This is a genomic window from Amycolatopsis sp. lyj-23, from assembly GCF_046549135.1.
In the GTDB taxonomy this organism is placed as follows: domain Bacteria; phylum Actinomycetota; class Actinomycetes; order Mycobacteriales; family Pseudonocardiaceae; genus Amycolatopsis.
In genome coordinates this window covers 96,467-119,611 of record NZ_JAJPWN010000004.1, presented here as the reverse complement: position 1 = coordinate 119,611, position 23,145 = coordinate 96,467, and the positions used below count along the sequence as shown (strand labels likewise).

Genomic DNA, 23,145 nt, shown 5'->3' with positions numbered 1-23,145 from the left:
TCGAGGGGAACTCAATGCGCAAGACCACTCTGGTCGCCGCGGGCGTCGCGCTGGTGCTCACGCTGACCGCGTGCAGCGGCAACTCCGCCACCGGCACCGCCGAACCGGCCGCCGCGAGCGGGCAGAGCCAGTCCGACGGCCTCGCTTCGCCGTTCACCGACGCGGTCCAGCTGGCGTCGGTGTCCAAGCAGGGCACCGAGAAGTCGAAGTCGGCGAAGTTCACTATGGAAGGCTCCGCCGGCGGCCAGACGATGACCGCGAACGGCGCGATGGCGTTCGACGGCGCGGCCACCAAGTTCTCGATGACGATGACCGCGGCCGGCCAGACCACCGAGATGCGCATGGTCGACAAGGTCATGTACATCAAGCTGCCCGCCGACGAGCAGAAGCAGATGGGCACGGACAAGTCGTGGGCCAAGATCTCGGCCGACGGCAACGACCCGCTGTCGCAGGCGCTCGGTAGCTCGCTGTCGCAGTCGGCGGAGCAGAGCGACCCGAGCAAGTCGCTCGACCAGATCTCCAAGGCGGGCCGGATCGTTTCGTCCGACCAGACCGAGCTGAACGGCCAGAAGGTCAACCACTACAAGCTCGAGCTCGACATCGCCAAGGCCATCGACCAGTTCACCGGTCAGATCCCGGCCGCGGCGCGCGCCCAGGTCACCGACAAGCTCAAGGGCAAGGACGTCAAGATCCCGGTCGAGCTGTGGCTGGACAAGGACAACCTGCCGGTGCAGATGACGATGGACCAGGGCCCGCTGATGCAGGCGCTGGGTGCCCCGGCCGGCGACGCGAAGTTCACGATGAAGTACAGCGACTGGGGCACGCAGGTCGACGTGACGGCCCCGGCGGCCGACCAGGTCGTCGACCTCGGCGAGCTGATGAAGAAGGCCGGTCGCTGACCGCACGACGCTGAGTAGCAGCGGCTCCCCCGAACGAGGTCGGGGGAGCCGCTGTGTTTTTGTTGGCGCCATGCGCAAAGCCGCCGTGGTGCTGCTGTTCGCCCTGCTCGCCGGAGCTTGCTCCGCCCCACCGCCGCGACCGTCGTTCGACGACGCCCGCGCGCTGGCGGACGCGGCCACAACGGCCACAGCGAGCGGCGGCTCGGCGAAGTTCACCACGGACGTCGCCGTCGGCTCGGTCCGTTCGAAGGGCCACGGCGCGGCGCGGTTCGGCCCGGGCGGGACGGCCCAGGTGATGACGACGGACTTCCTCGGCGAGCCGCTGGAGCTGCGGCAGGTGGCCGGCAAGCTGTACGCGAAGGTGCCGGAAGGCTCGCGCGACGAGGTCGGCACCGGAAAGCCGTGGGTGGTGGTCACGGCGGCCGGAACGGACCCGTTTTCCCAGGTCCTCGGCGGCAGTTTGACGCAGCTGGCGGCACAGAACGACCCTGCGCACACACTGGGCGAGATCCGCACAGCGGGCACGATCGTCTCGGCGGAGCGCGGGCAGCTGAACGGCGTGGCGGCGGAGCACTACCGGGTCGACCTCGACCTGGCGAGGTTGGGCACGGACCTGCCGGCCGGGCTGCCCGCGGACGCGGCGGGGCGGGTGGGCGGGAAGTTCCCGGTGGAGCTGTGGCTGGACGAGGGGCATCGGCCGGTGCAGATCGGGTTGGACCTGTCGCCGATCCTGCAGGGGGAGGCGCGGATCACGACCCGGTACACGGAGTGGGGCTCCCCGGTCGATGTGCAACCGCCGCCTGCTGGTGAGGTCGGGTAGTTGCCGGAGTCGCCTCCCCGAAGTCTGATTGTGACAACGGACGGTGGTACCGGGTCAAGGCGGGAAAGCGTGCCTTGACCCGGCACCACCGTCCGTGTTTCTGGCTTCGTATCGGGGTGGCCGGGGAGGTATGGGTGGGGCCGCCGGTCGTGCTTCGACGTGCCGGTCGCGCCCAGCGAGCACCTGTGGGCACTACCCCACCTCACAACCAACCCCCGCCCATCCCTGGGGGGCGTCCCCGAGTCCAGTCTACCGGCCCCCACCGACAAAACCGCTGCTCAAGGCCGGTTGTCCACAGGCGACCGCCATTGAGGACAACTCAAAGCATCCCCAGCACGAGCGCCAATTCCTGCGCCGCACACCAAGCCGTTCAGACCAACTTCAGCCGCTGCGACAAGTCACCCGAAGCGCCGCGCACCAAGCCACTCACGGCAGCAAGAGCGGCAAACCGCTCAGAGCAGCTCCAGCAGGAACGGCAGCTCCTGCGGCGCGTACCAAGCCAGCTCGTGGTCCTCGGCGTCGCCCAGCGTGAACTCCGCGTCCGGGTCACCCAAGTCGGCCGCGTCGATCACCGCGGCCGCCGCGGCTACCGCCTCGGCCGCCTCCGGGGCGTCCACGTGGATCGCCGCCACCGCCGACAGCGGGATCGGGCCGCCGATGCGGACCACCGGGGCGTCGAGGTCCGGGCGCAGGGTCACGCCCTCGACGTCCGCCGACACGACCACCCGGCGGGGCTCGCCCTTCTCCTCCGCCGCGATCAACCTCAACGACGCACGGGCCGCGTCCAGCAGCGCCGCGTACTCCAGCTCCTCGTCGGACCCGCTCACGTACGCCTCGCGCAACGCCGGTGTCAGCGCGAACGCCGTCCCGCTGCGGGCGCGGAACTCCCCCGATGACTCGAGGTCGCGAAGCATCGCGATGGTCGCAGGCAGATAGACCCTCACCAGTGCGCACCCTTCAGCTCTTCCAAGGACTCTTCGATCATCCCGGCCACCAGATCGACGTCGAACGCGGCCTTGCGGTCGCCGTTGAGTCCGAAGTAGACGCCGCCGTGGTAGGACGTCACCCCGATCGCCAGCGCCTGGGTGCGCATCAACGGCATCACCGGGAACATCTCGACCAGTTTGGCCTCTCCCGCGTACATCGGCACCTGGGGGCCCGGTGAATTGGTCACCATGACGTTGAAGATGCGCCCGGACAACGACCCGGCCGCTCGCGCGCCGAGGGAATGCAGGGTAGCCGGGGCGAAGCCGCCGACCTTGAGCAGGCCGCGCGCCGCCACCGAACGGCCCGAATCCAGGTGCTCGGCCATCGCGTGCCCGATGTGCTGCAGCCGCAGGACCGGGTTCGGCTCGCCGACCGGCAGGTCCACCAGGTACGCCGCCACCTGGTTGCCGACCAGCCCCGGAGTCGAGTACCCGGGCGTCTCGGCGTCGCCGACCGCCAGCGGCACCAGCGCGCGGATCGTCGTGACCGGCGTCAGCTGCACCTCGCGCGAAAGCAGCCATTCGCGCAGGGCGCCGGTGATGGCCGCGAGGACGACGTCGTTGACCGTGCCGCCGTGCGCCGCGCGGATCTTCCGGAAGTCCTCCAGCCGCGTGCGGACCACGGAGAACACGCGGCCGCCGGACACCCGGACGTTGAGCGGCCCCGGCGGGGCCGGGCTCACCAGCGTGCGCAGCGTCGAGGCCACCCCGCCGACCGTCTCGGCGAACTTGCCCGCCGCCGCGAACGCGTCGTTGGCCGCGGACCGGACGTTCTCCACGACCTCGCCCGGCCGCTGGACGCCCTCGCTGATCGCGTCCATGACCAGCTGCGCGCGGCTCGGCTCGCGGCGCGGCGTCCAGGTGTCCTCGAACGGCTCCGGCTCGGCCGGCGACGGGTCGAGGATCAGCTGGCCGAGGTCGATCGTGCCGACACCGTCCACAACGGACTGGTGCGTCTTCGTCACCAGCGCCACCCGGTCGCCGGCCAGCCCCTCGATGAAGTACGCCTCCCAGAGCGGCCGTTCCGGCGCCAGCCGCCGCGACATCAGCCGCGCGACCAGGTCGAACAGCTGCTCGTCGCTGCCCGGCTGGGGCAGCGCCGAGCGCCGGACGTGGTAGTTGAGGTCGAAGTCGGCGTCGTCCACCCACACCGGCCGCGCCAGGTGCCCCGGCACCTCCAGCACGCGCTGGCGGTACCGCGGCAGGAACGCCAGCCGCCCGCCGATGAGGTCGACCAGCTGCGCGTACCCGAACCCCGACCGCGGCCGCTCGAAGATCGCCACCCCGCCGACGTGCATCGGCGTCGCGTGGTCCTCGAGGTAGAGGAACGAGGCGTCCAGCGCGGAAAGGCGGTCGGGCATGGGCCGATCCTTTCATGATGCGAGACTGCGGGGTGTGGGTGATGAGTCGACGATCTCGCCGAAGGACCGCTTCCTGACCGTGTACGGCCGGAAGCCGGTGCTCGAAGCACTGGCGGACGACGGCCTGCGGGTGGACAAGGTGATCCTCGCCGACACCGCCCGCGGTCCGGGCGCCGCCGAGATCCTGCGCGCCGCGAAGGCCGCCGGCGTGCCGGTGCAGCGCGCCAGCGAGCACCGGGTCAAGGTGCTCGCCGGCAACGGCAAGCAGGACCAGGGCGTGCTCGCCGACGTCGTCGCCCCGCGGATGCGAGCGCTTTCCGCGGCGCTGGCCGACCGGCGCCCGCCGTCGCGGGTGCTGCTGCTGGACGGCATCACCACGCCCGCGAACGTCGGCATGATCCTGCGGACGGCGACGGCGGCCGGCCTCGACGGCGTGATCGTGCCCCGCCGCGGGGTCGCGGCGCTGGACCCGCTGGTCGTCAAGGCGTCGGCCGGGGTGGCGTTCCGCGCACCGGTGCTGCGCTGCGGCTCGGCGCGCGAAGCCGCGGAGATGCTGACCGAAGCCGGCTACGGCCTCTACGCGCTGGGCGCGTCGGCGGGCACGACGCTGTTCGACGTCGACCTGCCGCAGCGCGCGGGGTTCGTCCTCGGCGGCGAGACCGACGGCGTCGGCGCGGAGGTCGGCGAGCTCGTCACCGAGTGGCTGTCGATCCCGATGCCGGGTGACGTCGAATCGCTGAACGTCTCGGCCGCCGCCGCGGTGCTGTCGTTCGAGCTGGTCCGCCGCGGGCGCTGACCCTCACACGGCCGGGAACAGGACGGCGAGCTCGTCCAGGGTTTCGCTCACCGACCGGTGGTGCACCCCGACCATGCCCGCCTGGACGGCGCCGCGGATGTTCGTCGCCGAGTCGTCGACGAACGCGCAGACCGCGGCGGACAGCCCGAGCCGGTCGGCGGTGATCAAGTAGACCGCCGGGTCCGGTTTGGCCACGCCGACCTCACCGGAAAACACCAGAGCGTCGAAATAGTCGAACATGGTGTTCTTGACCTCGTCCGATGCCCCGGGGGCGTCGGACAGCAGCGCGGTGCGGATGCCTCGCTCACGCACGGCTGCCAGGTAATCGTAGAGCCGCCCGGCGTCGGGATCGGTGAGAACTCCGGCGAAATCGACCAATAGCCCTTTCAGCACCCGGCACACCATAGCCGGGAGGGCAACACGGCGTCTCTCGGTGCGGGCGATGAGACGGTCGGCGTACCGCATCCGACGGCGGGAATCCACGGATTCCGTGGTTGTCCCCCGGATCGTGCGATTCCGGTGTCCTTTTCGGCCCGTCCCCCCTCTAAGCGAAAGCCGAGTCAGGGAGGGAAGGGAAATTGATCGAGGAACATCGGTTGCGGACGCTGGCCCACGCGGAGACGCCGCGCCCGGCGGACCGTCCGGAAGCGGGGACACCCCGCGAGCACCGCGCGTCGCGCTGCCCGGCGCCGAGGCAGCTGGACGCGGACGAGGTGGGCCACCTGTTGAACACGCTCCTGGAGGCGTACGACGGCCGCCGCCCGGCGGCGCAGATCCGGGCGCTGGTGGCACCGGAGGTGTACGCGGGTCTCGCCGGCCCCCGCCGGCCACGGCCCCGGCACCGGACGCAAACGGTCCACACGTGCACGCCGGCACCGGAGGTGGTGGAGGCGTGCGCCCGGGTGGAAGCGGACGGCCGCTCGTTCGCACTGGCGGCCCGGTTCACCCGCACGCCGACGGGGTGGCGGTGCGAGCGGTTCGCGCTGTTGAAGCCACAGCAGCCGGCGAAACCGAACCGGCGGGCGGCGTGAAGGCGGGACGCGGGTCGCGTGCCCCACCTGGGCTGGCAGGTGCGCGGTCCCTGAGGCGGCACTCGCCGGGGCGGCGGGCCGCAGCTACCCCTCGGTGCGTTGCCGCGGGCCGGGCTCCCCCGCACAGCTCGCTCCGGGCGGCCCCGCGGCTGGTCGGCCGGGCGGGCGGCATGAAGGCCGGACGCGGGTCGCGTGCGCCGCCGGGCTGCAGGGGCCCAGTTGACCGCGCGTGCGCGGTCAACTGGGGCAGCTCTCGCATGGCGGTAAGCCGCTGCCCGACCCCGGCGCGCCCACCCCTCGACGCGTCGCCGCAGGTCGGTGGGTCTACGCGCCGCTTGTCACCGGGAGCGTCGACAGGCCGCGCAGCGTTGTCGTCGGGTTCCACTCCGGGGTTCCCGCCAAGGACAGGTCCGGGCGGCGGCGGGCCAGTTCGCGGAACGCGATCCGGGCCTCCAGCCTCGCCAGCGGCGCGCCCAGGCAGAAGTGGATGCCCTGGCCGAACGCCAGGTGGCGGCCCGGCTCGCGGGCCGGGTCGAACGTGTCCGGGGCCGGGCCCGTTGCCGGGTCGCGGTTGGCCGCTCCGAGCAGCACGATCACCTGGCTGCCCGATGGCACCGCCAGCTCGCCCAGCGCCGTGTCGTGCAGGGCCGTGCGGGCCGTCAGCTGGGCCGGTGAGTCGTAGCGCAGCACCTCTTCCACGACCCGCGCCGCGTTCTCGCCGTCCGTGCCCAGCGGCTTCAGGCCGTCCGGGCCGCGCAGCAGCGCCAGTGCGCCGTTGCCGATCAGGTTCGTCGTCGTCTCGTGGCCGGCGATGAGCAGGAGCGTGAGCGTCACCAGCAGTTCGCCCTCGCTCAGCACGTCGCCCGCGTCGGACACCGCGACCAGCGCCGACAGCAGGTCCTCACCCGGCTCGCGGCGCCGCCGGGCCGCCAGCTCGCGGAAGTAGGCCACGAACGACTGCCGCGCCCGGACCGCCGGCGCCACCGTCTCCGGGTGCTGCAGGAATGGCGGGTCCAGCGCCCGCGCCATCGCGTGCGACCACTCGGCGAAGCGCTCCCGGTCGTCCAACGGCACGCCGAGGAGCTCGGCGATCACCTCGACCGGCAACGGCTTCGCCAGCGCCGTCATCAGGTCGAACCGGTCCGGCGCGCCGTCGATGAGCGCTGCGGTGATCTCCTCGATGCGCGGCGCGAGCTGTTCGACCATCCGCGGCGTGAACGCCTTCGACACCAGCCGCCGCAGCCGCGTGTGGTCCGGCGGGTTCAGCGACAGGAACGCCCGGACCACGCGTCCCGATTCGTCGACCGGCTGGTCCGGAAGGCGGTCCGCCGGATCCAGGTACTCCGGTTCCGGGTGGCCGAACGCCGGGTCGCGCAGCACCTGCGTGGCCTCGGCGAGGCCGCTGACCGCGAACATCCGCTCCCCGATGGCCGCGACCGGCAGGCGCTCGCGCCACCGCCGGTAGTGCGGGTACGGGTCCGGCCGCCGCTCGGCGCTGAACAGCGCGAAGAACTCCTGCGGATCCGCCGACGTCATCGAAATCATCCCCCGTTCATGACACCGGGGCGCGCGGACCAGCCGCGCGCCCCGGTCACACCCGTGTCAGCGACGCGGGCCCTTCTTGCCCTTCTTGGCGGCGTCGCGCTGCGCGGCACGACGGTCGCGGCGGGTACCGCCGGCCCCGCCGCCGCCCGCGGCCTGCGCGCCGCCCTCGACGTGCGCCTCGACCTCGCCGTCCTCGTTCGGACCGGACAGCATCATGCCCGACTGCGGGCCACCGGCGCCGAGGCCCTTGCCGCGCAGCGCGGCCGGGACGGACTCGGTGTCGGTGGTCGGCGGCTGCGGCGGCGCCGGCCGCGCGTGCCGGCCCTCCGCGGGCGCGACTGCTTGGCCGTTGCCCGAAGCGACACCCGTCGGCACGGCGGCCGCCGCCTCCGCGGGCGGTGCTTCGGCGCGCTCGACCTGCAGGTTGAACAGGAAGCCGACGGCCTCCTCCTTCAGCGAGTCGAGCATCGCGCGGAACATGTCGAAGCCCTCGCGCTGGTACTCGATCAGCGGGTCGCGCTGCGCCAGCGCCCGCATGCCGATGCCCTGCTTGAGGTAGTCCATCTCGTAGAGGTGCTCGCGCCACTTGCGGTCGAGGACCGTCAGCATCACCTGGTGCTCCAGGGTCCGCATGCCCTCCGGGCCGACGAGCGCGTTGATCTCCGCCTCGCGCTTGTCGTAGGCGTTGCGGGCGTCCTGGATCAGCGCCTCGCGCAGCGTGCTCTCGTCGAGGTCGCCGTCCTCCATGAGGTCGTCCCACTCGATGCTCACCGGGTAGAGCTGCTTCAGCGCCGACCACAGCTTTTCGTGGTCCCAGTCCTCGGCGTAGCCGTTGGCCGTCGCGCCGTCCACGTAGGCGTTGACGACGTCGACGAGCATGCCCTCGATCTGGTCGCGCAGGTTCTCCCCGGCCAGGACGCGGTGGCGCTCGGCGTAGATCACCTTGCGCTGCTCGTTCATGACCTCGTCGTACTTGAGGACGTCCTTGCGCTGCTCCATGTTGATCTGCTCGACCTGGGTCTGCGCGCTCTTGATGGCCTTGGAGACCATCTTGTGCTCGATCGGCACGTCGTCGGGCAGGCGCATGGTCGTCATGACGCGTTCGACCATCGTCGCGTTGAAGCGGCGCATGAGCTCGTCACCGAGCGAGAGGTAGAACCGGGACTCGCCCGGGTCGCCCTGACGGCCGGACCGGCCGCGGAGCTGGTTGTCGATGCGGCGCGACTCGTGCCGCTCGGTGCCCAGGACGTACAGGCCGCCCGCTTCGCGGACCTCCTCGCCCTCGGCCTTCGACTCCGCCTTGACCTGCTCGAGGACCTCGGGCCAGGCGGCCTCGTACTCCTCGGAGTGCTCGACCGGGTCCAGGCCGCGCTCGCGCAGCACCTGGTCGGCGATCAGGTCCGGGTTGCCGCCCAGCACGATGTCGGTACCGCGGCCCGCCATGTTCGTGGCGACCGTGACGGCGCCCTTCTGGCCGGCGCGCGCGACGATCAGCGCCTCGCGGTCGTGGTGCTTCGCGTTCAGCACCTCGTGCGGAACGCTCAGCTTGACCAGCAGCTTCGACAGGTGCTCGGACTTCTCGACGCTCGTGGTGCCGACCAGCACCGGCTGGCCCTTTTCGTGCCGCTCGGCGATGTCCTCGGCGACGGCCTCGAACTTGGCCTGCTCGGTCTTGTAGATCAGATCGGCCTGGTCGACGCGGATCATCGGCCGGTTCGTCGGGATCGGCACCACACCCAGCTTGTAGGTCTGGTGGAACTCCGCGGCCTCGGTCTCGGCCGTACCGGTCATGCCGGCCAGCTTGTCGTAGAGCCGGAAGTAGTTCTGCAGCGTGATCGTCGCCAGGGTCTGGTTCTCGGCCTTGATCTCGACCTTTTCCTTGGCCTCGATCGCCTGGTGCATGCCCTCGTTGTAGCGGCGGCCGTGCAGGATGCGCCCGGTGAACTCGTCGACGATCATGACTTCGCCGTTGCGGACGATGTAGTCCTTGTCGCGGTGGAAGAGTTCCTTCACCTTGAGCGCGTTGTTCAGGTACCCGACCAGCGGGGTGTTCGCGGCCTCGTACAGGTTCTCGATGCCGAGCTGGTCCTCGACGAACCGGACGCCCTTCTCGGTGACGGCCACGGTGCGCTTCCGGACGTCGACCTCGTAGTGGTACTTCGAGTTGATCAGGTTCGTCTTCTCGACCCGCTCGCGCGACCCCATGTTCGTGGTGTCGATGCCCTGCATCAGCGGCGCGAGCCGGGCGAACTCGACGTACCAGCGCGAGGACTGGTCGGCCGGGCCGGAGATGATCAGCGGCGTCCGGGCCTCGTCGATGAGGATCGAGTCCACCTCGTCGACGATGGCGAAGTTGTGCCCGCGCTGCACGCAGTCGTCGAGGCTCCACGCCATGTTGTCGCGCAGGTAGTCGAAGCCGAACTCGTTGTTCGTGCCGTAGGTGATGTCGGCGTTGTACTGGGAGCGCCGCACGTCCGGCTGCTGCTCCGAGAGGATGACGCCGACCTCGAGGCCGAGGAAGCGGTGGATGCGGCCCATCCACTCCGAGTCGCGCTTGGCGAGGTAGTCGTTCGTCGTGACGACGTGGACGCCCTTGCCGGGGATGGCGTTGAGGTAGGCCGGGAGGACGCAGGTGAGCGTCTTGCCCTCACCGGTCTTCATCTCGGCGACCTGGCCGAGGTGCAGCGCCGCGCCGCCCATCAGCTGGACGTCGAAGTGGCGCTGGCCCAGCACCCGCTTGGCCGCCTCCCGGACGACCGCGAACGCCTCCGGCAGCAGGTCGTCGAGTGATTCGCCGTCGCCGTTCCGCTTGCGGAACTCCTCGGTCTTGGCCCGCAGCTCGGCGTCGGTCAGGTCCTTGACGTCGTCTTCGAGGGTGTTGATGTGATCGGCGATGTTGCGCAGCCGCTTCACCATCTTGCCCTCGCCCGCGCGGAGCAGGCGGTTCAGCACCATCCGGTCGACCTCACTAGCTGATCATGAATGCGCCCAGGCCGGTCCCAGGCAGGTTCTCCCACGGTGGCGGCCGTGTTCGGCGCCACCTTCCCACCCCCATCGTAGGGAACGGTGGCCGTCGTGTGCACACGCCGTACGTCCTGAGAACCTTATTCAGCCGTCGGCCGGCGCGAATGTCACGTGGTGGACGGCCTGCGGTCCGTAGCGCCGGCCTAACCAGAATAAGGTTCTGACATGCAAAGGGCCCGCACGCGAGCGCGTGCGGACCCTCCGCCTGGCCTCCTTGAGCTCCCGGCTCAGCCGAGCCGGATCACGCCGTAGTCGAAGCCTTTCCGCCGGTAGACCACGCTGGGCCGGCCCGCGTCGGAGTCGTTGAAGAGGTAGAAGTCGTGGCCGACCAGCTCCATCTCGTAGAGAGCCTGGTCCACCGTCATCGGTTCGGCGGTGTGCTGCTTCTCGCGAACGACGCGGCCGGGCTGGTGACCCAGGTCGTCGTCGGCCCAGCTCTGCTGCTGGGGCAGGTGGAATTCTTCGGCACTCGCGAAGCCGTTCGTCTGCGGCTCGGCTTCGGGTGCGTCCAACACCGCGGTACGCGCGGCGGGACTGGCTGCGGCCGGGGATCCACCACCCGGCAGTGCCGAGGTCGCTTCGGCGACCGATTCCGGGCGGCTGCGGCCGTAGTGCACGCGCCTCCGGTCGTGTGTCCTCCGCAGCCGGTTTTCCAGCTTGGTGACTGCGGAATCGAGCGCCGCGTAGAAGTCGGCGGCACACGCTTCGGCGCGTACGGCCGGGCCTCGCCCCTTTCCGGTGATTTCGACGCGCTGGCAGCTCTTGGCCTGGCGCCGGTTGGGTTCGTGGAACAGCTCCACGTCGTACCGGATGACTTTCCTGTCATAGCGCTCGAGGCGGGCCAGCTTTTCGCTGACGAGCGCCCGATAGTGGTCGGGCACCTCCACGTTGCGGCCCTTAACGACGATGTCCATACACGACCTCCCTCGCTGAGATGACTGCGAGCTGTTGTGTTCACACACGGCGCCGGTATTGCGGGGACGTAAGCCCGGATCGCGGGCTGAGAAGGAACTCGGAAACGGTGGACGACGTCTCGTTCCGGTGACCGAGCGCGGACTCAGCGCACCTCCGGCGCCAGGGACATGGGCTCGTCACCTCCCTGCCTGCGGGGATTGCTGATTGCGGAGCACGTTAGCTTCCTCACGCCCGTTACAACAGCCCCCGAGCCGGGGGATGTCAGGGGATGGGACTCGGTCACCCCGCGCAGTGATCGCGGAGCGGGCACCGCAAAACACCCGCTGGTCGGACGCGGCCCGGTCGCCGTGCTTTCACACGGAAGGCGCAGCGTCGGTCGACAGTGGACGCCGAGGGTGACAGCCCGGTTTCCCACAGCCGCCACCCCGGTGGAGTGGTGCGGCAGCCGAGTGATCGTGATCGGCACCCTCATGCCCGGACAACGGGCGCCGATCCGCTGACGTTCCCACTCGCTGTCACTCGTCCAGGTGACTTCCGGTTCACCCGGCCGCGAAAACCGCTGTTTTCGGGGTTTGAGCTGCGGAAGCGTTGGCGCCGCAGGACTTTGTTGATGTTTGCCCCGGGTGAGGCGCGGAACCGGTACCGCCTTTCTTTTCGCGTGCGGGGCCGGCCGGTCAGCCGGCGGCGAGGAGGGTCAGGACGGCGGCGATCGTGAAGCCTTCCGCCGTCAGGACCCGGGTGCAGGCGGCCGCGGTGGCGCCGGTCGTGACCACGTCGTCGAGGACGACGATGGGAACGCCGGGAGGCGGACGTCCGGCTTCGCGGAACGTCAGGCGGCCCGCCAGGTTGGTGATGCGCTGCTCGCGGCCGAGCCCGACGGCATCGCGGGCCGCGCCGGCGAGTTCCAGGGCGGGGGCGACCGTGACGGCGATGCCTCGGGCCGCGAGGACGCTCGCCGCCGCGTTGGCGAGCCGCTCGACGTGCGGGCCACCGCGGACGCGGGCCGCCGATGGGCGGCTGGGGGCGGGGACGAGGCAGATGGCTCGGGTCAGGTCACCCGAACGCTCGCCCGGTCGAGCCATGACGGCACCCAGCCCAGCCGGACCACCACCCCGCCCAGCCGAAGCGCCCGGCCCACCCAGGGCACCACCCGACCCAGCCGAAACCCCGGCCGGCAGTGCCCCGCCAGTAGCCCCGCCTGCTCCCAGCGGCAGCACGACCAGTGCCTCCGCCAGCGCCCTCCCCAGGGAAGGCGCCAGATCCCGCCTCCCCCGCTCCTTGTACGCGATCAGCAGCTTCCGCCCCACCCCGCGGTACCGGGCCAGCGCGAACACCCGCACCAACCCCGCCGTCGGGCCACGCACCACTTCCCTGGCCGCGCCCCACACCCCTTCGCACTTCGCGCAACACGGCGCCCCGCGCGCTCCGCACGCGGCACAGCGGCTGGGGATCAGCAGATCGAGCAGTCTCTTCAACACACGGACAGTGTCACGACCGGCACCGACAGTTTCCGGCCCTCAGCCGTCACCCACCCGAGTGAAAGATCAGCCCGGGTAGAACGGGTCCGCGTCCTTCATCGTGTGGCTCTGGGGGCGCCACACCTCCCCCAGCACCGAGGCCGTCCACAGGCCGTTGGCGTCCGCCACCACGATCGAACGGTTGGGGGCCGCCGTCACGCCGTGGACCGTCGGGGTCAGGTTGCTGCTGTTGAACGCGTCCATGCGCTGGCCGTCCACCGTCACGCGGACCACCGGCTGGGACGGGGACTTCGTCACCGCCACCAGGGCGTCCTGGGCGACCCAGTCCACGTCCACGACGTCTTCGAGGTCGTGCGGCTGGAGGTGGCGCGGTTCGCGCAGGGACACCGAGTCGCCGTTGACGACCACCGATGCCACCCACAGCTGGCCCTTGATCACCGCCGCCATGCGGGCGCCGTCGCGGGAAAACCGCAGCTCCGTGATGCCGCCCTGCTGGATCAGGTCCGCGGCGTTGACGCTCAGCGCCGTCCAGTGGCCGTTCTGGTCGAGCACCATCCGGCCCACCGACAGCCCGTCGACCACCGTCCACAGCTCCCCGGTGCCCGGGCGCCACGTCGGACGGGTCAGCGTGCTGCCGCCGAGGGTCGTCAACGCCAGGTCGTGGCCCAGGTCGCCGATCCGCAGGCGCACGCCGTCACCGTTGTGCTCCACCACCGCCAGGCGCTTGCCGTCGATCGACTGGGCCGCGCTCACGACGTCGTACCCGCCGTTGCCCGCCGGCCCGGGGACCGGGGCACCGTCACCGAGGGACCGGACGCGGCCGCCGACCGTCATCAGGCCCGGCAGCTCGAGGCTGATCGACAGCGAAGCGCCGTACGCGGGCAGTTCGTTCAGCCGCCAGTCCGAGTGGTTCGCCACGAGCGGGGCGCCGTCGGCGAGGATGCGGATCCGGGCGGACGTGACGTACTGCAGGGACAGCACGATCTGCGCCGCGATCAGGTTCCGGATGTCGTCCGGCACGCCCGAAAGCCCGGTCAGCGGCACGACGAGCGTCCCGTCGTCGAGGCTCTTGACGTTCGTGTCGATCTCGATCGGCTCGCCGAGCAGGTTCTTCACCGCACCCGCCAGGCTCGGTGACGGCCCGCTGACCAGCAGGTCCATCACCCGGCCGGGCAGCCCGGACTGCGGCTTCGCGACGACGTACCGCCGGTCGGGGACGAAGGTGGCCGCCGACTCCGAGTAGAAGCTGATCGGCACCGGCGTGTAGTTCTCGCTGAAGTCGGACTCGGTCGCGTACAGGTCGGCGGGCGGGTCGACGATCCGCCACTGGCCGTTCGCCTGCTTGCGCACCTTGACCTGCAGCAGCGCCGAGCTGTGGTCCGGCACGAACGAACTGTTCTGGTCCAGCGTGCCGATGTCGATCCCGCGCACGTTGACGACCTGCGTGTTCGGCTCCGGCGGCGGGGCCGTGTCGTAGACCGTGCCGAAGGTGTCCTGGATGATCGTCAGGCTGCGGCTCGGCCGCCAGCTCGCCCGGCCCGGCTCGTCCAGGTAGGCGCGCGCGGCGGCGTTGTTCTGCCCCGGCTTGAGCGTCGCCCCGACGAAGGCGCGGACCAGCGACAGCGGGTCGATCCCCGGCGGCGGCTCCGGCACGACGTCGCCCGAGCTCTGGCCCTGCCGTTCGCCGGGCACCACCACCGGCTGCGACTCCAGCGGCACGTTCGCGCACCCGGCGAGCAGCAGAAGGCACAACAGCAACACCGAAAGCCGTTTCACTGACCGATTCCCTCACGTTCGGCGAAGATCGCCTCCGGCGCCGGCGTGACGTCGACGACCCCGAGCGACGCCTCGGTGGCGAAGCGGTCGGGCGGCGGCAGCACCAGCGGCGGGTCGCCCGCGGGCACGTCCTGCTGCCGCGGCAGCACCAGCCGGAAACAGGCACCGTGCCCGAGCTCGCCCCACGCGTCGAGCTCGCCGCCGTGCAGCCGCGCGTCCTCCTGGCTGATCGCCAGGCCGAGGCCGGTGCCGCCGGTGCGGCGGTTGCGCGAGGGGTCGGCGCGCCAGAACCGGTTGAACACCAGGTCCGCCTCGCCGGGCCGCAGGCCGACGCCGTGGTCCCGGACCGTGATGGCGACGGCGGTTTCGTTCGCCCCGACCGTCAGCACCACCGGCTTGCCCTCGCTGTGGTCGACGGCGTTGGCCAGCAGGTTGCGCAGGATCCGCTCGACGCGGCGGGCGTCGACCTCGGCGATCACCTCGTCCTCGGGCAGCACGAGCTCGACCGAGCTGCCCGCGTTGCCGGCGATCACCCGCACCTGCTCGACCGCGCGGGTGGCGATCGGGCGGACGTCGATGAACTCCGCGGCCAGCTCCTCCACCCCGGCGTCCAGCCTGCTGATCTCCAGCAGGTCGCCGAGCAGCGCCTCGAACCGGTCGAGCTCGTCGACCAGCAGCTCGGTCGAGCGCGCGAGCCCGGCCGGGAACTGCTCGCGGGAGGCGTGCAGGACGTCCGCGGCCATCCGGACGGTGGTGAGCGGGGTGCGCAGTTCGTGCGAGACGTCGGAGGTGAACCGGCGCTGCAGGCCGCCGAACTCCTCGAGCTGGCGGATCTGGCGCTGGATGCTCGCGGCCATCTCGTTGTAGGACACCGCGAGCTTCGCGAGGTCGTCCTCGCCGAGCACGGCGAGCCGCTGGTCGAGGTCGCCGCCGGCGAACTGCTCGGCCGCCGCGGCCGCCGAGCGGACCGGGCGCACCACCTGCCGCGTCACCAGGTTCGTGATGCCCGCCAGCAGGAGCAGCAGCACGAGCCCGCCGACCAGCAGCGTGTTCTGCACCGTCGAAACGGTGGTCTGCTCGGTCGTCAGCGGGAACAGCAAGTACAGCTGCAACGGGGTGGCGACGGTGTTGAGCGGGGTGCCGACGATCAGGTACGTCGTGCGCCCGCCCGTCGTGTCCGGGACGGTGTGCTCGAGCCAGCTCGTCTGGTCGGCCTCGACGAACTGGCGCAGCCGCGGCGGTACGTTCTCGAAGGGGCCGGCGGACGACGGGTCGGCGCCGGACTGGTCGTGGCCGCCGCTGGCGAGCACGGGGACGAACGTGCCCGCCGCCGAGCCCGCCGCGTCCTGGCTGGTCGGCGTGATCGCGATCTTCTTAAGCGCGTTCTCGAGCCGGTTGCGCAGCGCCTCGTCGTTCTCGGAGCCGAGGCCGACGAGCTCACCGGCGGCCGTCTCCGCCGCCGCGCGGGTCTGGGCGATCGCCGCGGTGCGCTTGGTGTCCAGCAGCCGTTCGGTGATCTGGTTCTGCAGCACCATGCCCAGCACGAACACCACGGCCGAGGACAGCGCGAGCGTTGACACCGTGACGCGGAACTGCAGCGAGTGCTTCCAGAGCTCGTTGAACGCGACCGCGCGGCGGCGCGCGAAAACGACGACACGCCGCAGCAGGCGTGCCGTCGAACGCGCGAACGCGGGGATCCGTCTGCCGGGATCCGTGGTCATCGACTCATCACGGCGGGCCGGCCTTGTACCCGACGCCGCGAACGGTCAACACCACCTCGGGGTGTTCCGGGTCCTTCTCCACCTTGGAACGCAGGCGCTGGACGTGCACGTTCACCAGCCGCGTGTCGGCCGCGTGCCGGTAGCCCCACACCTGTTCGAGCAGCACTTCGCGGGTGAACACCTGACGCGGTTTGCGGGCCAGCGCCACCAGCAGGTCGAACTCCAGCGGGGTCAGCGGGATGGCCTTGCCTTCGCGCGTGACCTCGTGGCCCGGCACGTCGATCGCCAGGTCGCCGATGGTGAGCGACTCCGCCGGCTCGGCCTCGGTGCGGCGCATGCGGGCTCGCACCCGCGCGACCAGCTCCTTCGGCTTGAACGGCTTGACGACGTAGTCGTCGGCGCCGGACTCCAGCCCGAGGACGATGTCCACGGTGTCGCTCTTGGCGGTGAGCATGACGATCGGCACCCCGGACTCGGCGCGGATCGCCTTGCAGACGTCGATCCCGTTCATCCCGGGCAGCATCAGGTCGAGCAGGACGAGGTCCGGCTTCAGCTCGCGCAGCGCGGGCAGCGCGCGTGAGCCGTCGGCGACCACCGCCGTGTCGAACCCCTCCCCACGGAGCACGATGGTGAGCATCTCCGCGAGAGCGGGGTCGTCGTCGACCACGAGAACACGTGCCTTCATGACCACATATTCGCACTAGTTCCGGCGCCCGCACGCACGACCCGCGTGTTTGACCACCAGAAAGATCAAGATCGCCGGACCCCCCTGCTCCATCCGGGTGCCGGTGGACGGTCCGCGGAGGCCGCGCCGGAACCCCGGTGCGGCCTCCACGGACCTGTGAGGAGAGCTCAGGGAACGGCCGGCACGAACGCGTCGACGTACACGACGCCGTCGGTGACGACCACGCGGTGCGTCCGCACGGGGTCCTTCGCCGGCAGGCCGGTGGGCGCACCGGTACGCAGGTCGAACTGCGCGGCGTGCAACGGGCATTCGACGAAGCAGCCTTCGAGCCAGCCGTCGGACAGCGAAGCGTCCTGGTGCGTGCACGTGTCGTCCACGGCGAAGAAGCCGTCCTCGGTGTGGAACACCGCGATCGGCGCGGGACCGCCGAGGCGGAGAGCTTCCCCCACGGGCAGGTCGGCGACGGCGCAGGCGCGGATCATCGGGGCCTCCGGACAAGGACTGGCGGGGTGCCGGAACGGTACGTGAAAGTTGCGCATCGTGAGACGCTGTGCCTGTTGCGCAACAATCCGATGCCGGGGCCGTCCTCGTCAAGGAAGTCGCCCACTCAGCCGATAGGAACTCCGCGAAACGGATACTGTTGCGCCATGCGGAACCAGGACCCGGCCAACGCAACTCAGAGCCAGGTGCAGTCGGTCGACCGGGCCATCAGCGTGCTGGAGCTGCTCGCGCGCAACGGCGAAACCGGCATCACCGAGATCGCGGGCGAACTGGGTGTCCACAAGTCGACGGCGTCGCGCCTGCTCAGCGTCCTGGAGACCCGGGGCCTGGTCGAGCAGCTCGGTGAACGCGGGAAGTACGCCATCGGGTTCGGCGTCGTCCGGCTGGCCGGCGCCGCGACCGGCCGCATGGACCTCGCGAAGCTCGGCCGGGCCAGCTGCCTGGTGCTGGCCGAGGAGCTGGGCGAGACGGTGAACATCGCCATCGCCGACGACGGCGTCGCCATCAACATCAGCCAGGCCCGCGGCTCGGCCGCGATCACCACGCAGAACTGGACGGGCCAGCGGACGCCGCTGCACGCGACCTCGAGCGGCAAGGTGCTGCTGGCCCACATGGGCGAAGCCGAGCGCAAGCGCGTGCTGAAGCGGAAACTCGAGCAGTACACCCCGCGCACGACGACCGAGCCGGACGCGCTGCTGGCCGAGCTGCAACGGGTGGTCGAAGACGGTTATGCCGCCTGCTACGAGGAACTCGAGCTCGGCATGCACGCCGTCGCCGTGCCGATCCACGGCCCGGGCGGGGAAGTCGTCGCCGCGATGAGCGCTTCCGGGCCGTCGTACCGGCTCTCGAAGCAGCGGGTGAAGCAGATCGTGAAGCCGATGACCGAGGCGGCGGACGAACTTTCCGCGCAGCTGGGCTACTTCCGGGACTAGCCGGACGGCCGCGGTCGCCGGATCGGACGATTGACACTGCGTCTCGCATGACGCACGTTGTTGCTGCAGACGCAACGGCGCCCGGAGGGACCCGCGAATGGCAGCACGGCTCCGGCGGCGGACGCGGCTGTCCGGACCGGACACCCACCCGTGACGCACTACGACGTGATCGTCGTCGGCCTCGGCGGGATGGGCAGCGCCGCGGCGTACCGGCTCGCGCAGCGCGGGCAGCGGGTGCTCGGTGTCGACCAGTTCGCGCCGGTGCACAACCGCGGGTCGAGCCACGGCGGTTCGCGGATCACCCGCCAGGCCTACCTCGAAGGCCCCGAGTACGTGCCGCTGCTGCTGCGGGCCCACGAACTGTGGGAGGGCCTCGAGCGCGACAGCGGACGGCGGCTGTTCACCCGCTGCGGCGGGATCGTGGTCGGCACGGCGGAGTCGCAGACGATCACCGGCAGCACGGCGTCGGCCCGGGCCTTCGGCATCCCGCACGAACTGCTCGACGCGCGGGAAATCCGGCGCCGGTTCCCGACGATGGCGCCGTCGCCGGACGAAGTCGCGTTGTACGAGCCTGGTGCCGGGCTGGTGTCCCCCGAAGGCTGCGTGGCCGCGCACCTGCAGCTGGCCGCGCGCTGCGGCGCGGAACTGCACCACGAGGAGAAGGTGTTCACCTGGAGCAGCACGACCGGCGGCGTGCGCGTCGGGACGTCGCACAGCTACTACACGGCCGACCGCCTGGTGCTGTGCCCCGGCGCGTGGGCCGCCGAGCTGCTGGGCGGCTTCGGCGTCGCCTTCACCGTCCGGCGGCAGGTGCAGTACTGGTTCGCGCCCTCGGGCGGGATCGCGCCGTTCCGCGAGCACCCCGTCTACATCTGGGAAGCCGACGGCTACACGTTCTACGGCTTCCCGGCGCACAACGCGCCGGCGGACGGGGTGAAGGTCGCGTTCCACGGCGGCGGCCGGACGTGCACCCCCGACGGCATCGACCGCGCGGTGTCCGGCGACGAGGTCCACGAGATCGCGGGCGTGGTGAAGCGGCACCTGCCGACGCTGCCGGGAGCGTTCCTCCGGGCGGCGACGTGCATGTACACCGACACGGCCGACGAAAGCTTCGTGCTCGCCCCGCACCCGGCCGAGGACCGGGTGGTGCTCGCGTGCGGGTTCTCCGGCCACGGCTTCAAGTTCGCCCCGGTGATCGGCGAAATCCTCGCCGATCTGGTCGTCGACGGCGCCACGGCGCACCCGATCGCGCAGTTCGACCCGGCCCGGTTACTGCCGTAGCAGCGTCGCCGCCAGCGCTTCGAGGTCGACGCCCGCGACGCCGTCCAAGACGTGCCACGGCGCGAGCCAGCCCGACGCGGCGAGCTCGTCGTAGACCGCGGCGCACCGCTGCTGCAGGCCGTCGTCGGTCTCGAAGGCGTCGCGCTCCCGATCGGTGTCGGTCTGCGCACGGCGTTCGGCGCGCTCGGCCGCGACCGCCGGGGCGACGCGCAGCAGCAGGTGCGCGTCCGGGCGGGGCAGGCCGAAGCGGTCGACCTCCAGTTCCCACACCCACTTCACGACTTCGCCTGCCGCGTCCTGCCGCAGGCGCGCGGCCGCGTACGCGGCGTTGGAAGCGACGTACCGGTCGAGCAGGACGACGTCGTGCGCTTCTCGCAGCGCGCGGATTTCGCCCGCGGCGCCGCTGCGATCCAGCGCGTACAGCACGGCCATGCCGTAGACCGAGTCGGCGAGGTCCCCGTGCCCGCGGTGCAGCGCCTCCCGGACGAGGTCGGCGTGCACGCTCTTGCCGTAGCGCGGGAACGCCAGCGACGCGACACTCGCGCCCTTCGCGCCGAGCTGCGCCGTCAGCCCGTCGGCGAGCGTGCGCTTGCCCGCGCCGTCGAGCCCTTCGATGACCACCAGTCGACCCACGGGGCAACCCTAACGGTGGTCGACCGGCGGGCTCGGTGGAAGGGGATCGACGCCGAGCCCGCCGGTTCGTCTAGGCGGCGTGCCGCCGCAGGTGGAGCACGTAACCGGCGCCGCTGACGGCGAGCACGCCGACGAGGATCAGCAGCGGCACCCAGCCGGTGTCGTGGCCCGACGGCGCCGGGCCGCCGTCGCCGCGGGGCATCACCTGGGAGGTCGCGTCGTAACCGCCGGCCTCGCCGTTGCGGGCGTAGGCCGAGCCGGGGAGCTTGTCGGCGTAGCGCGCCTCGACGGTCCGCTGGTAGCCGGCGACGGTGAGGGCGTTGCCTTCCGAGAGCGGCGTGACGCGGCCGTCGCGGACGGCGTACCAGGCGTCGACCTGCGGTTCGTGCAGCAGCTGGGCGCCCGCGGGCAGCTGCCGGGCGTACTGCCCTTCGACGTCGCCCGAGGCGATGTTGCCGACCTGCCAGGCGCCGTCCGCGCCGCGGACGGACCAGAGCGTCGCCGTTCGGCCGTCGGAAGCACGTGCCGGGACCGCGAAGTAAGCGAAATCACCCGGCGCCGCACCGGGCTTGCCCGCGACGAAGTCCGGCGACAGCTCGTACACCGGATAGGCGTCCGGGGCGACCTGCACCGAGACCGGCCCCTGCGCGCCCGGCGCCTGGGCGAAGAAGTGGACCAGGACGTCCTGGAACCCCGCGGCCGCGCTGTGCGCCGCCGAGGCGTCGGCGCTGCTGATGCCGGCGGCCTGGGCCGCGCCTGACACCGGAGCCGTCATCAGCAGCGCCGCGCCCGTCAGCACGGCGAGCACCAGTACCCGCCTGCTCATCGGGCGATCCCGGTGAGCGTGTGCGTCCAGGTGAAGGACGAGTTCTGCGCGTAGTAGCCGTAGGTCGACCAGTTGTAGCGCTTGGCGGGGCCGGGATCGCCCCAGAACACCCAGCCGCCGCGGGTGTCGTAGCCGTAGAGGACGTGCACGTGGCCGCCGCCCGAGCGGTAGCCGACGCGGGTCTCGACCGGCCGGCCGGCCGCCGTCTGCGTCCGGACGTCGGCGTAGGAGATGCGCCGGTCGAGGTAGCGGCCGGGCGAGGTGAAGCCGAGCCGGGCGAAGGCGCGCTGCGGGTCGGCGAGGGTGCCGGGGAGGTTCGCGCAGTCGGCGCCGGTGTCCCCGTGGGCCAGCTGGCAGAACCGCGTCTGGCTGACGACCGCGCCGTGGTAGGCGGCGATGGTGTTGCCCGCAGCGGCCCAGCACCACTGGTTCTTCTGCTGGAGCTGCAGGACGATCTGGTTCCGGTAGGTCGGCGGCACTCCGGGCGCGGCTGCTTGGGACTGCGTCGGCGCGACCAGGCACAACAGCAGGCTCACGGCCAGTACGGCGTGGACCTGGCTCGACTTCACCAGCACAGACGGCCTCCCGCGGAGGAGTGGGTGAACCAGCGGTGGTCACAACGGTGAACAACGCGGTCACAAGGAGCAAGAACGCCATCCGGCGGAACGGACCGTTCCGGGTCGCAGCCGGAACGCGGAACAGTCACCACAACGAGGCCAACCACCCTGAACGGGGGTCGGCGGGGGCACTCTACGCTGCTAACGTGAACGTTCCGCGGTGTTCACGCCCAGCGCACACACTGGTCGGGTGAAGGGACGAGCGGTGGCACAAGACGGGAACCTCCCACTGATCATCGATGGCGCCCGCACGACCCGGGCATCGGTCGCCGAGCTGCCGAAAGAGCTGACCGAGGCGCTCCGCACCGGCGAGTTCCACCACGCCCTGCGGCTGGCGATCGCCTACCGCGGGCTGTCGCTCGCCCGGCTGCGCGCGCACCTCGCGCTGCGCGGCGTCCAAATCGGACAGTCGACGCTGAGTTACTGGCAACGCGGGCTGCGTCAGCCCGAGGTACCGAAGGCGCTCCCGGCGGTCCGGGCCCTGGAATCGGTCCTGCAGCTGCCCGCGGACGCCCTGGTGGTGCTGATCGGGCCCCGGCTGGCCCGCCGCGGCCACCAGCCGGCGGCGTCGTTCCACGACCTCCGTTCCGGGGACATGGGGTCGATCGTGGAGGACCTCCTGGCCGAGCTGGGCGCGTACCCGTCGTCGAACCACTACAACGCCGACCTCGAGCTGCTATCGGTCCACGACACGATCACGTTCGACGCGGAACACCGCCAGGTCAGCCTGCGCACGCGCCTGGTGACGCGCGCGCGACGGCACGGCCCGGACCGGTACCTGACGGTGTACAACGGCGACCCGGGCTGCCGCATCGACGACGTCGAGCTGATCACCGACGAGGGCTGCCGGGTCGGGCGGATGCGCCGCAACCCGGACGCGGACACGATGGCGACGGAGCTGCTGTTCGACCGCAAGCTCGCCGAGGGCGACATCCACGTGTTCTGCTTCGAGGTCCGCGACGACTCGGGCTCGGCGTCGCCGGGGTACTACCGGATGCTGCGCGACCGGTGCGCGAGCTACCTGGTCCAGCTGCGGTTCGACCGCAACGCGCTGCCGGCCCGCTGCACCCGCCAGGTCCGGGCGCGCGACGACGCCCTGCCGGTGGTGGCGGAGGAACTGGCGTGCGACATGGGCGGCGTGAGCAGCGCGTTCTTCAGCGACGCCGGACCGGGGCTGGCCGGGGTCGCGGTGGAGTGGAACTGAGGCGTGCCGGCCCTCCGGTAGCACGTGCTCGAAGGGCCGGCACGGCACTCAGCGACCGCGGTGCTGGGCGCGGGACTTGGCCTTGGCCGGCTTGCGGCGTGAGCACCCCGTGCA

General features: G+C 71.3%; 21 protein-coding genes. 7 read left to right on the top strand and 14 right to left on the bottom strand.

Going from position 1 to position 23,145, the window contains the following annotated elements:
• The first annotated feature begins 14 nt into the window (after nt 1-14).
• Together ACLJPY_RS09895 and ACLJPY_RS09890 are read left to right on the top strand one after the other, a co-directional pair.
• Complete coding sequence (locus ACLJPY_RS09895; RefSeq protein WP_410587726.1) at nt 15-899, top strand: hypothetical protein; 885 nt, start codon at nt 15-17, stop codon at nt 897-899.
• A 70-nt stretch (nt 900-969) separates the two neighbouring features.
• Nucleotides 970-1,719 carry a hypothetical protein gene (locus ACLJPY_RS09890; RefSeq protein WP_410587725.1) on the top strand — a complete coding sequence of 250 codons (750 nt, stop codon included), beginning with the start codon at nt 970-972 and terminating at the stop codon, nt 1,717-1,719.
• 452 nt (nt 1,720-2,171) lie between these two features.
• Here the strand turns inward: ACLJPY_RS09890 and ACLJPY_RS09885 are convergent, their stop codons facing one another.
• On the bottom strand, nt 2,172-2,663 hold the full coding sequence (locus ACLJPY_RS09885; protein WP_410587724.1) for a DUF6912 family protein: 492 nt from the start codon (nt 2,661-2,663) through the stop codon (nt 2,172-2,174).
• The gene (locus ACLJPY_RS09880) at nt 2,660-4,066 is read right to left on the bottom strand and encodes a WS/DGAT/MGAT family O-acyltransferase (protein ID WP_410587723.1); all 1,407 of its coding nucleotides are present in this window, start codon (nt 4,064-4,066) and stop codon (nt 2,660-2,662) included. Before ACLJPY_RS09880 ends, ACLJPY_RS09885 begins: the two co-directional genes overlap by 4 nt.
• Before the next feature lie 34 nt (nt 4,067-4,100).
• Between ACLJPY_RS09880 and ACLJPY_RS09875 the strand changes: the two genes are divergently transcribed.
• Nucleotides 4,101-4,862 carry a TrmH family RNA methyltransferase gene (locus ACLJPY_RS09875; protein WP_410587722.1) on the top strand — a complete coding sequence of 254 codons (762 nt, stop codon included), beginning with the start codon at nt 4,101-4,103 and terminating at the stop codon, nt 4,860-4,862.
• A gap of 3 nt (nt 4,863-4,865) precedes the next feature.
• On the opposite strand, the gene ACLJPY_RS09870 is transcribed toward ACLJPY_RS09875, so the two are convergent.
• Nucleotides 4,866-5,240: an HAD-IA family hydrolase gene (locus ACLJPY_RS09870; protein WP_410588269.1), complete on the bottom strand. Its 375-nt coding sequence runs from the start codon at nt 5,238-5,240 to the stop codon at nt 4,866-4,868.
• A 200-nt stretch (nt 5,241-5,440) separates the two neighbouring features.
• Here ACLJPY_RS09870 and ACLJPY_RS09865 point away from each other — a divergent pair, with 200 nt between their 5' ends.
• On the top strand, nt 5,441-5,893 hold the full coding sequence (locus ACLJPY_RS09865; RefSeq protein ID WP_410587721.1) for an Rv3235 family protein: 453 nt from the start codon (nt 5,441-5,443) through the stop codon (nt 5,891-5,893).
• A gap of 324 nt (nt 5,894-6,217) precedes the next feature.
• Here the strand turns inward: ACLJPY_RS09865 and ACLJPY_RS09860 are convergent, their stop codons facing one another.
• The 8 genes from ACLJPY_RS09860 to ACLJPY_RS09825 all read right to left on the bottom strand — a co-directional run bounded on the left by ACLJPY_RS09860 (nt 6,218) and on the right by ACLJPY_RS09825 (nt 17,519).
• On the bottom strand, nt 6,218-7,429 hold the full coding sequence (locus ACLJPY_RS09860; RefSeq protein WP_410587720.1) for a cytochrome P450: 1,212 nt from the start codon (nt 7,427-7,429) through the stop codon (nt 6,218-6,220).
• Nucleotides 7,430-7,495: 66 nt separating this feature from the next.
• Nucleotides 7,496-10,393, bottom strand: coding sequence for a preprotein translocase subunit SecA (gene secA / locus ACLJPY_RS09855; RefSeq protein WP_410587719.1), 2,898 nt, complete (start codon nt 10,391-10,393; stop codon nt 7,496-7,498).
• A gap of 296 nt (nt 10,394-10,689) precedes the next feature.
• Nucleotides 10,690-11,376, bottom strand: coding sequence for a ribosome hibernation-promoting factor, HPF/YfiA family (gene hpf, locus ACLJPY_RS09850; protein WP_003085632.1), 687 nt, complete (start codon nt 11,374-11,376; stop codon nt 10,690-10,692).
• Nucleotides 11,377-12,051: 675 nt separating this feature from the next.
• Entirely contained in the window at nt 12,052-12,852 is an 801-nt protein-coding gene (locus tag ACLJPY_RS09845; protein ID WP_410588267.1) for a ComF family protein, read from the bottom strand.
• Nucleotides 12,853-12,921: 69 nt separating this feature from the next.
• A complete protein-coding gene (locus ACLJPY_RS09840) occupies nt 12,922-14,631 on the bottom strand; it encodes an LpqB family beta-propeller domain-containing protein (RefSeq protein ID WP_410587718.1) in 1,710 nt (569 codons plus the stop codon).
• Nucleotides 14,628-16,352 (bottom strand): MtrAB system histidine kinase MtrB, encoded by a 1,725-nt coding sequence (gene mtrB / locus ACLJPY_RS09835; RefSeq protein WP_410587717.1) that lies wholly within the window; start codon nt 16,350-16,352, stop codon nt 14,628-14,630. The genes ACLJPY_RS09840 and mtrB overlap by 4 nt, the downstream gene beginning before the upstream one ends.
• 7 nt (nt 16,353-16,359) lie before the next feature.
• Nucleotides 16,360-17,037 (bottom strand): MtrAB system response regulator MtrA, encoded by a 678-nt coding sequence (gene mtrA, locus ACLJPY_RS09830; protein WP_005150760.1) that lies wholly within the window; start codon nt 17,035-17,037, stop codon nt 16,360-16,362.
• A gap of 167 nt (nt 17,038-17,204) precedes the next feature.
• Nucleotides 17,205-17,519: a bifunctional 3-phenylpropionate/cinnamic acid dioxygenase ferredoxin subunit gene (locus tag ACLJPY_RS09825; RefSeq protein ID WP_410587716.1), complete on the bottom strand. Its 315-nt coding sequence runs from the start codon at nt 17,517-17,519 to the stop codon at nt 17,205-17,207.
• A 165-nt stretch (nt 17,520-17,684) separates the two neighbouring features.
• Between ACLJPY_RS09825 and ACLJPY_RS09820 the strand changes: the two genes are divergently transcribed.
• Together ACLJPY_RS09820 and solA are read left to right on the top strand one after the other, a co-directional pair.
• A complete protein-coding gene (locus ACLJPY_RS09820) occupies nt 17,685-18,470 on the top strand; it encodes an IclR family transcriptional regulator (RefSeq protein ID WP_410587715.1) in 786 nt (261 codons plus the stop codon).
• 150 nt (nt 18,471-18,620) lie between these two features.
• The gene (gene solA, locus ACLJPY_RS09815; protein ID WP_410587714.1) at nt 18,621-19,751 is read left to right on the top strand and encodes an N-methyl-L-tryptophan oxidase; all 1,131 of its coding nucleotides are present in this window, start codon (nt 18,621-18,623) and stop codon (nt 19,749-19,751) included.
• On the opposite strand, the gene ACLJPY_RS09810 is transcribed toward solA, so the two are convergent.
• The 3 genes from ACLJPY_RS09810 to ACLJPY_RS09800 all read right to left on the bottom strand — a co-directional run bounded on the left by ACLJPY_RS09810 (nt 19,740) and on the right by ACLJPY_RS09800 (nt 21,785).
• On the bottom strand, nt 19,740-20,372 hold the full coding sequence (locus ACLJPY_RS09810) for a dTMP kinase (protein WP_410588266.1): 633 nt from the start codon (nt 20,370-20,372) through the stop codon (nt 19,740-19,742). The two genes, solA and ACLJPY_RS09810, sit on opposite strands and share 12 nt — an antisense overlap.
• Before the next feature lie 82 nt (nt 20,373-20,454).
• Complete coding sequence (locus ACLJPY_RS09805; RefSeq protein WP_410587713.1) at nt 20,455-21,210, bottom strand: hypothetical protein; 756 nt, start codon at nt 21,208-21,210, stop codon at nt 20,455-20,457.
• On the bottom strand, nt 21,207-21,785 hold the full coding sequence (locus tag ACLJPY_RS09800) for a papain-like cysteine protease family protein (protein WP_410587712.1): 579 nt from the start codon (nt 21,783-21,785) through the stop codon (nt 21,207-21,209). The genes ACLJPY_RS09805 and ACLJPY_RS09800 overlap by 4 nt, the downstream gene beginning before the upstream one ends.
• Nucleotides 21,786-22,032: 247 nt before the next feature.
• Between ACLJPY_RS09800 and ACLJPY_RS09795 the strand changes: the two genes are divergently transcribed.
• Nucleotides 22,033-23,031: a hypothetical protein gene (locus ACLJPY_RS09795; RefSeq protein ID WP_364275474.1), complete on the top strand. Its 999-nt coding sequence runs from the start codon at nt 22,033-22,035 to the stop codon at nt 23,029-23,031.
• Nucleotides 23,032-23,145 lie beyond the last annotated feature (114 nt).

What these genes read in the sequence shown, in the direction of transcription:
- ACLJPY_RS09895 (WP_410587726.1), top strand. Translation starts at nt 15, where the DNA reads ATGCGCAAGACCACTCTGGTCGCCGCGGGCGTCGCGCTGGTGCTCACG.
- ACLJPY_RS09890 (WP_410587725.1), top strand. Translation starts at nt 970, where the DNA reads ATGCGCAAAGCCGCCGTGGTGCTGCTGTTCGCCCTGCTCGCCGGAGCT.
- ACLJPY_RS09880 (WP_410587723.1), bottom strand. Translation starts at nt 4,066, where the DNA reads ATGCCCGACCGCCTTTCCGCGCTGGACGCCTCGTTCCTCTACCTCGAG.
- ACLJPY_RS09860 (WP_410587720.1), bottom strand. Translation starts at nt 7,429, where the DNA reads ATGACGTCGGCGGATCCGCAGGAGTTCTTCGCGCTGTTCAGCGCCGAG.
- secA (WP_410587719.1), bottom strand. Translation starts at nt 10,393, where the DNA reads ATGGTGCTGAACCGCCTGCTCCGCGCGGGCGAGGGCAAGATGGTGAAG.
- hpf (WP_003085632.1), bottom strand. Translation starts at nt 11,376, where the DNA reads ATGGACATCGTCGTTAAGGGCCGCAACGTGGAGGTGCCCGACCACTAT.
- mtrB (WP_410587717.1), bottom strand. Translation starts at nt 16,352, where the DNA reads ATGACCACGGATCCCGGCAGACGGATCCCCGCGTTCGCGCGTTCGACG.
- mtrA (WP_005150760.1), bottom strand. Translation starts at nt 17,037, where the DNA reads ATGAAGGCACGTGTTCTCGTGGTCGACGACGACCCCGCTCTCGCGGAG.
- ACLJPY_RS09825 (WP_410587716.1), bottom strand. Translation starts at nt 17,519, where the DNA reads ATGATCCGCGCCTGCGCCGTCGCCGACCTGCCCGTGGGGGAAGCTCTC.
- ACLJPY_RS09820 (WP_410587715.1), top strand. Translation starts at nt 17,685, where the DNA reads ATGCGGAACCAGGACCCGGCCAACGCAACTCAGAGCCAGGTGCAGTCG.
- ACLJPY_RS09805 (WP_410587713.1), bottom strand. Translation starts at nt 21,210, where the DNA reads ATGAGCAGGCGGGTACTGGTGCTCGCCGTGCTGACGGGCGCGGCGCTG.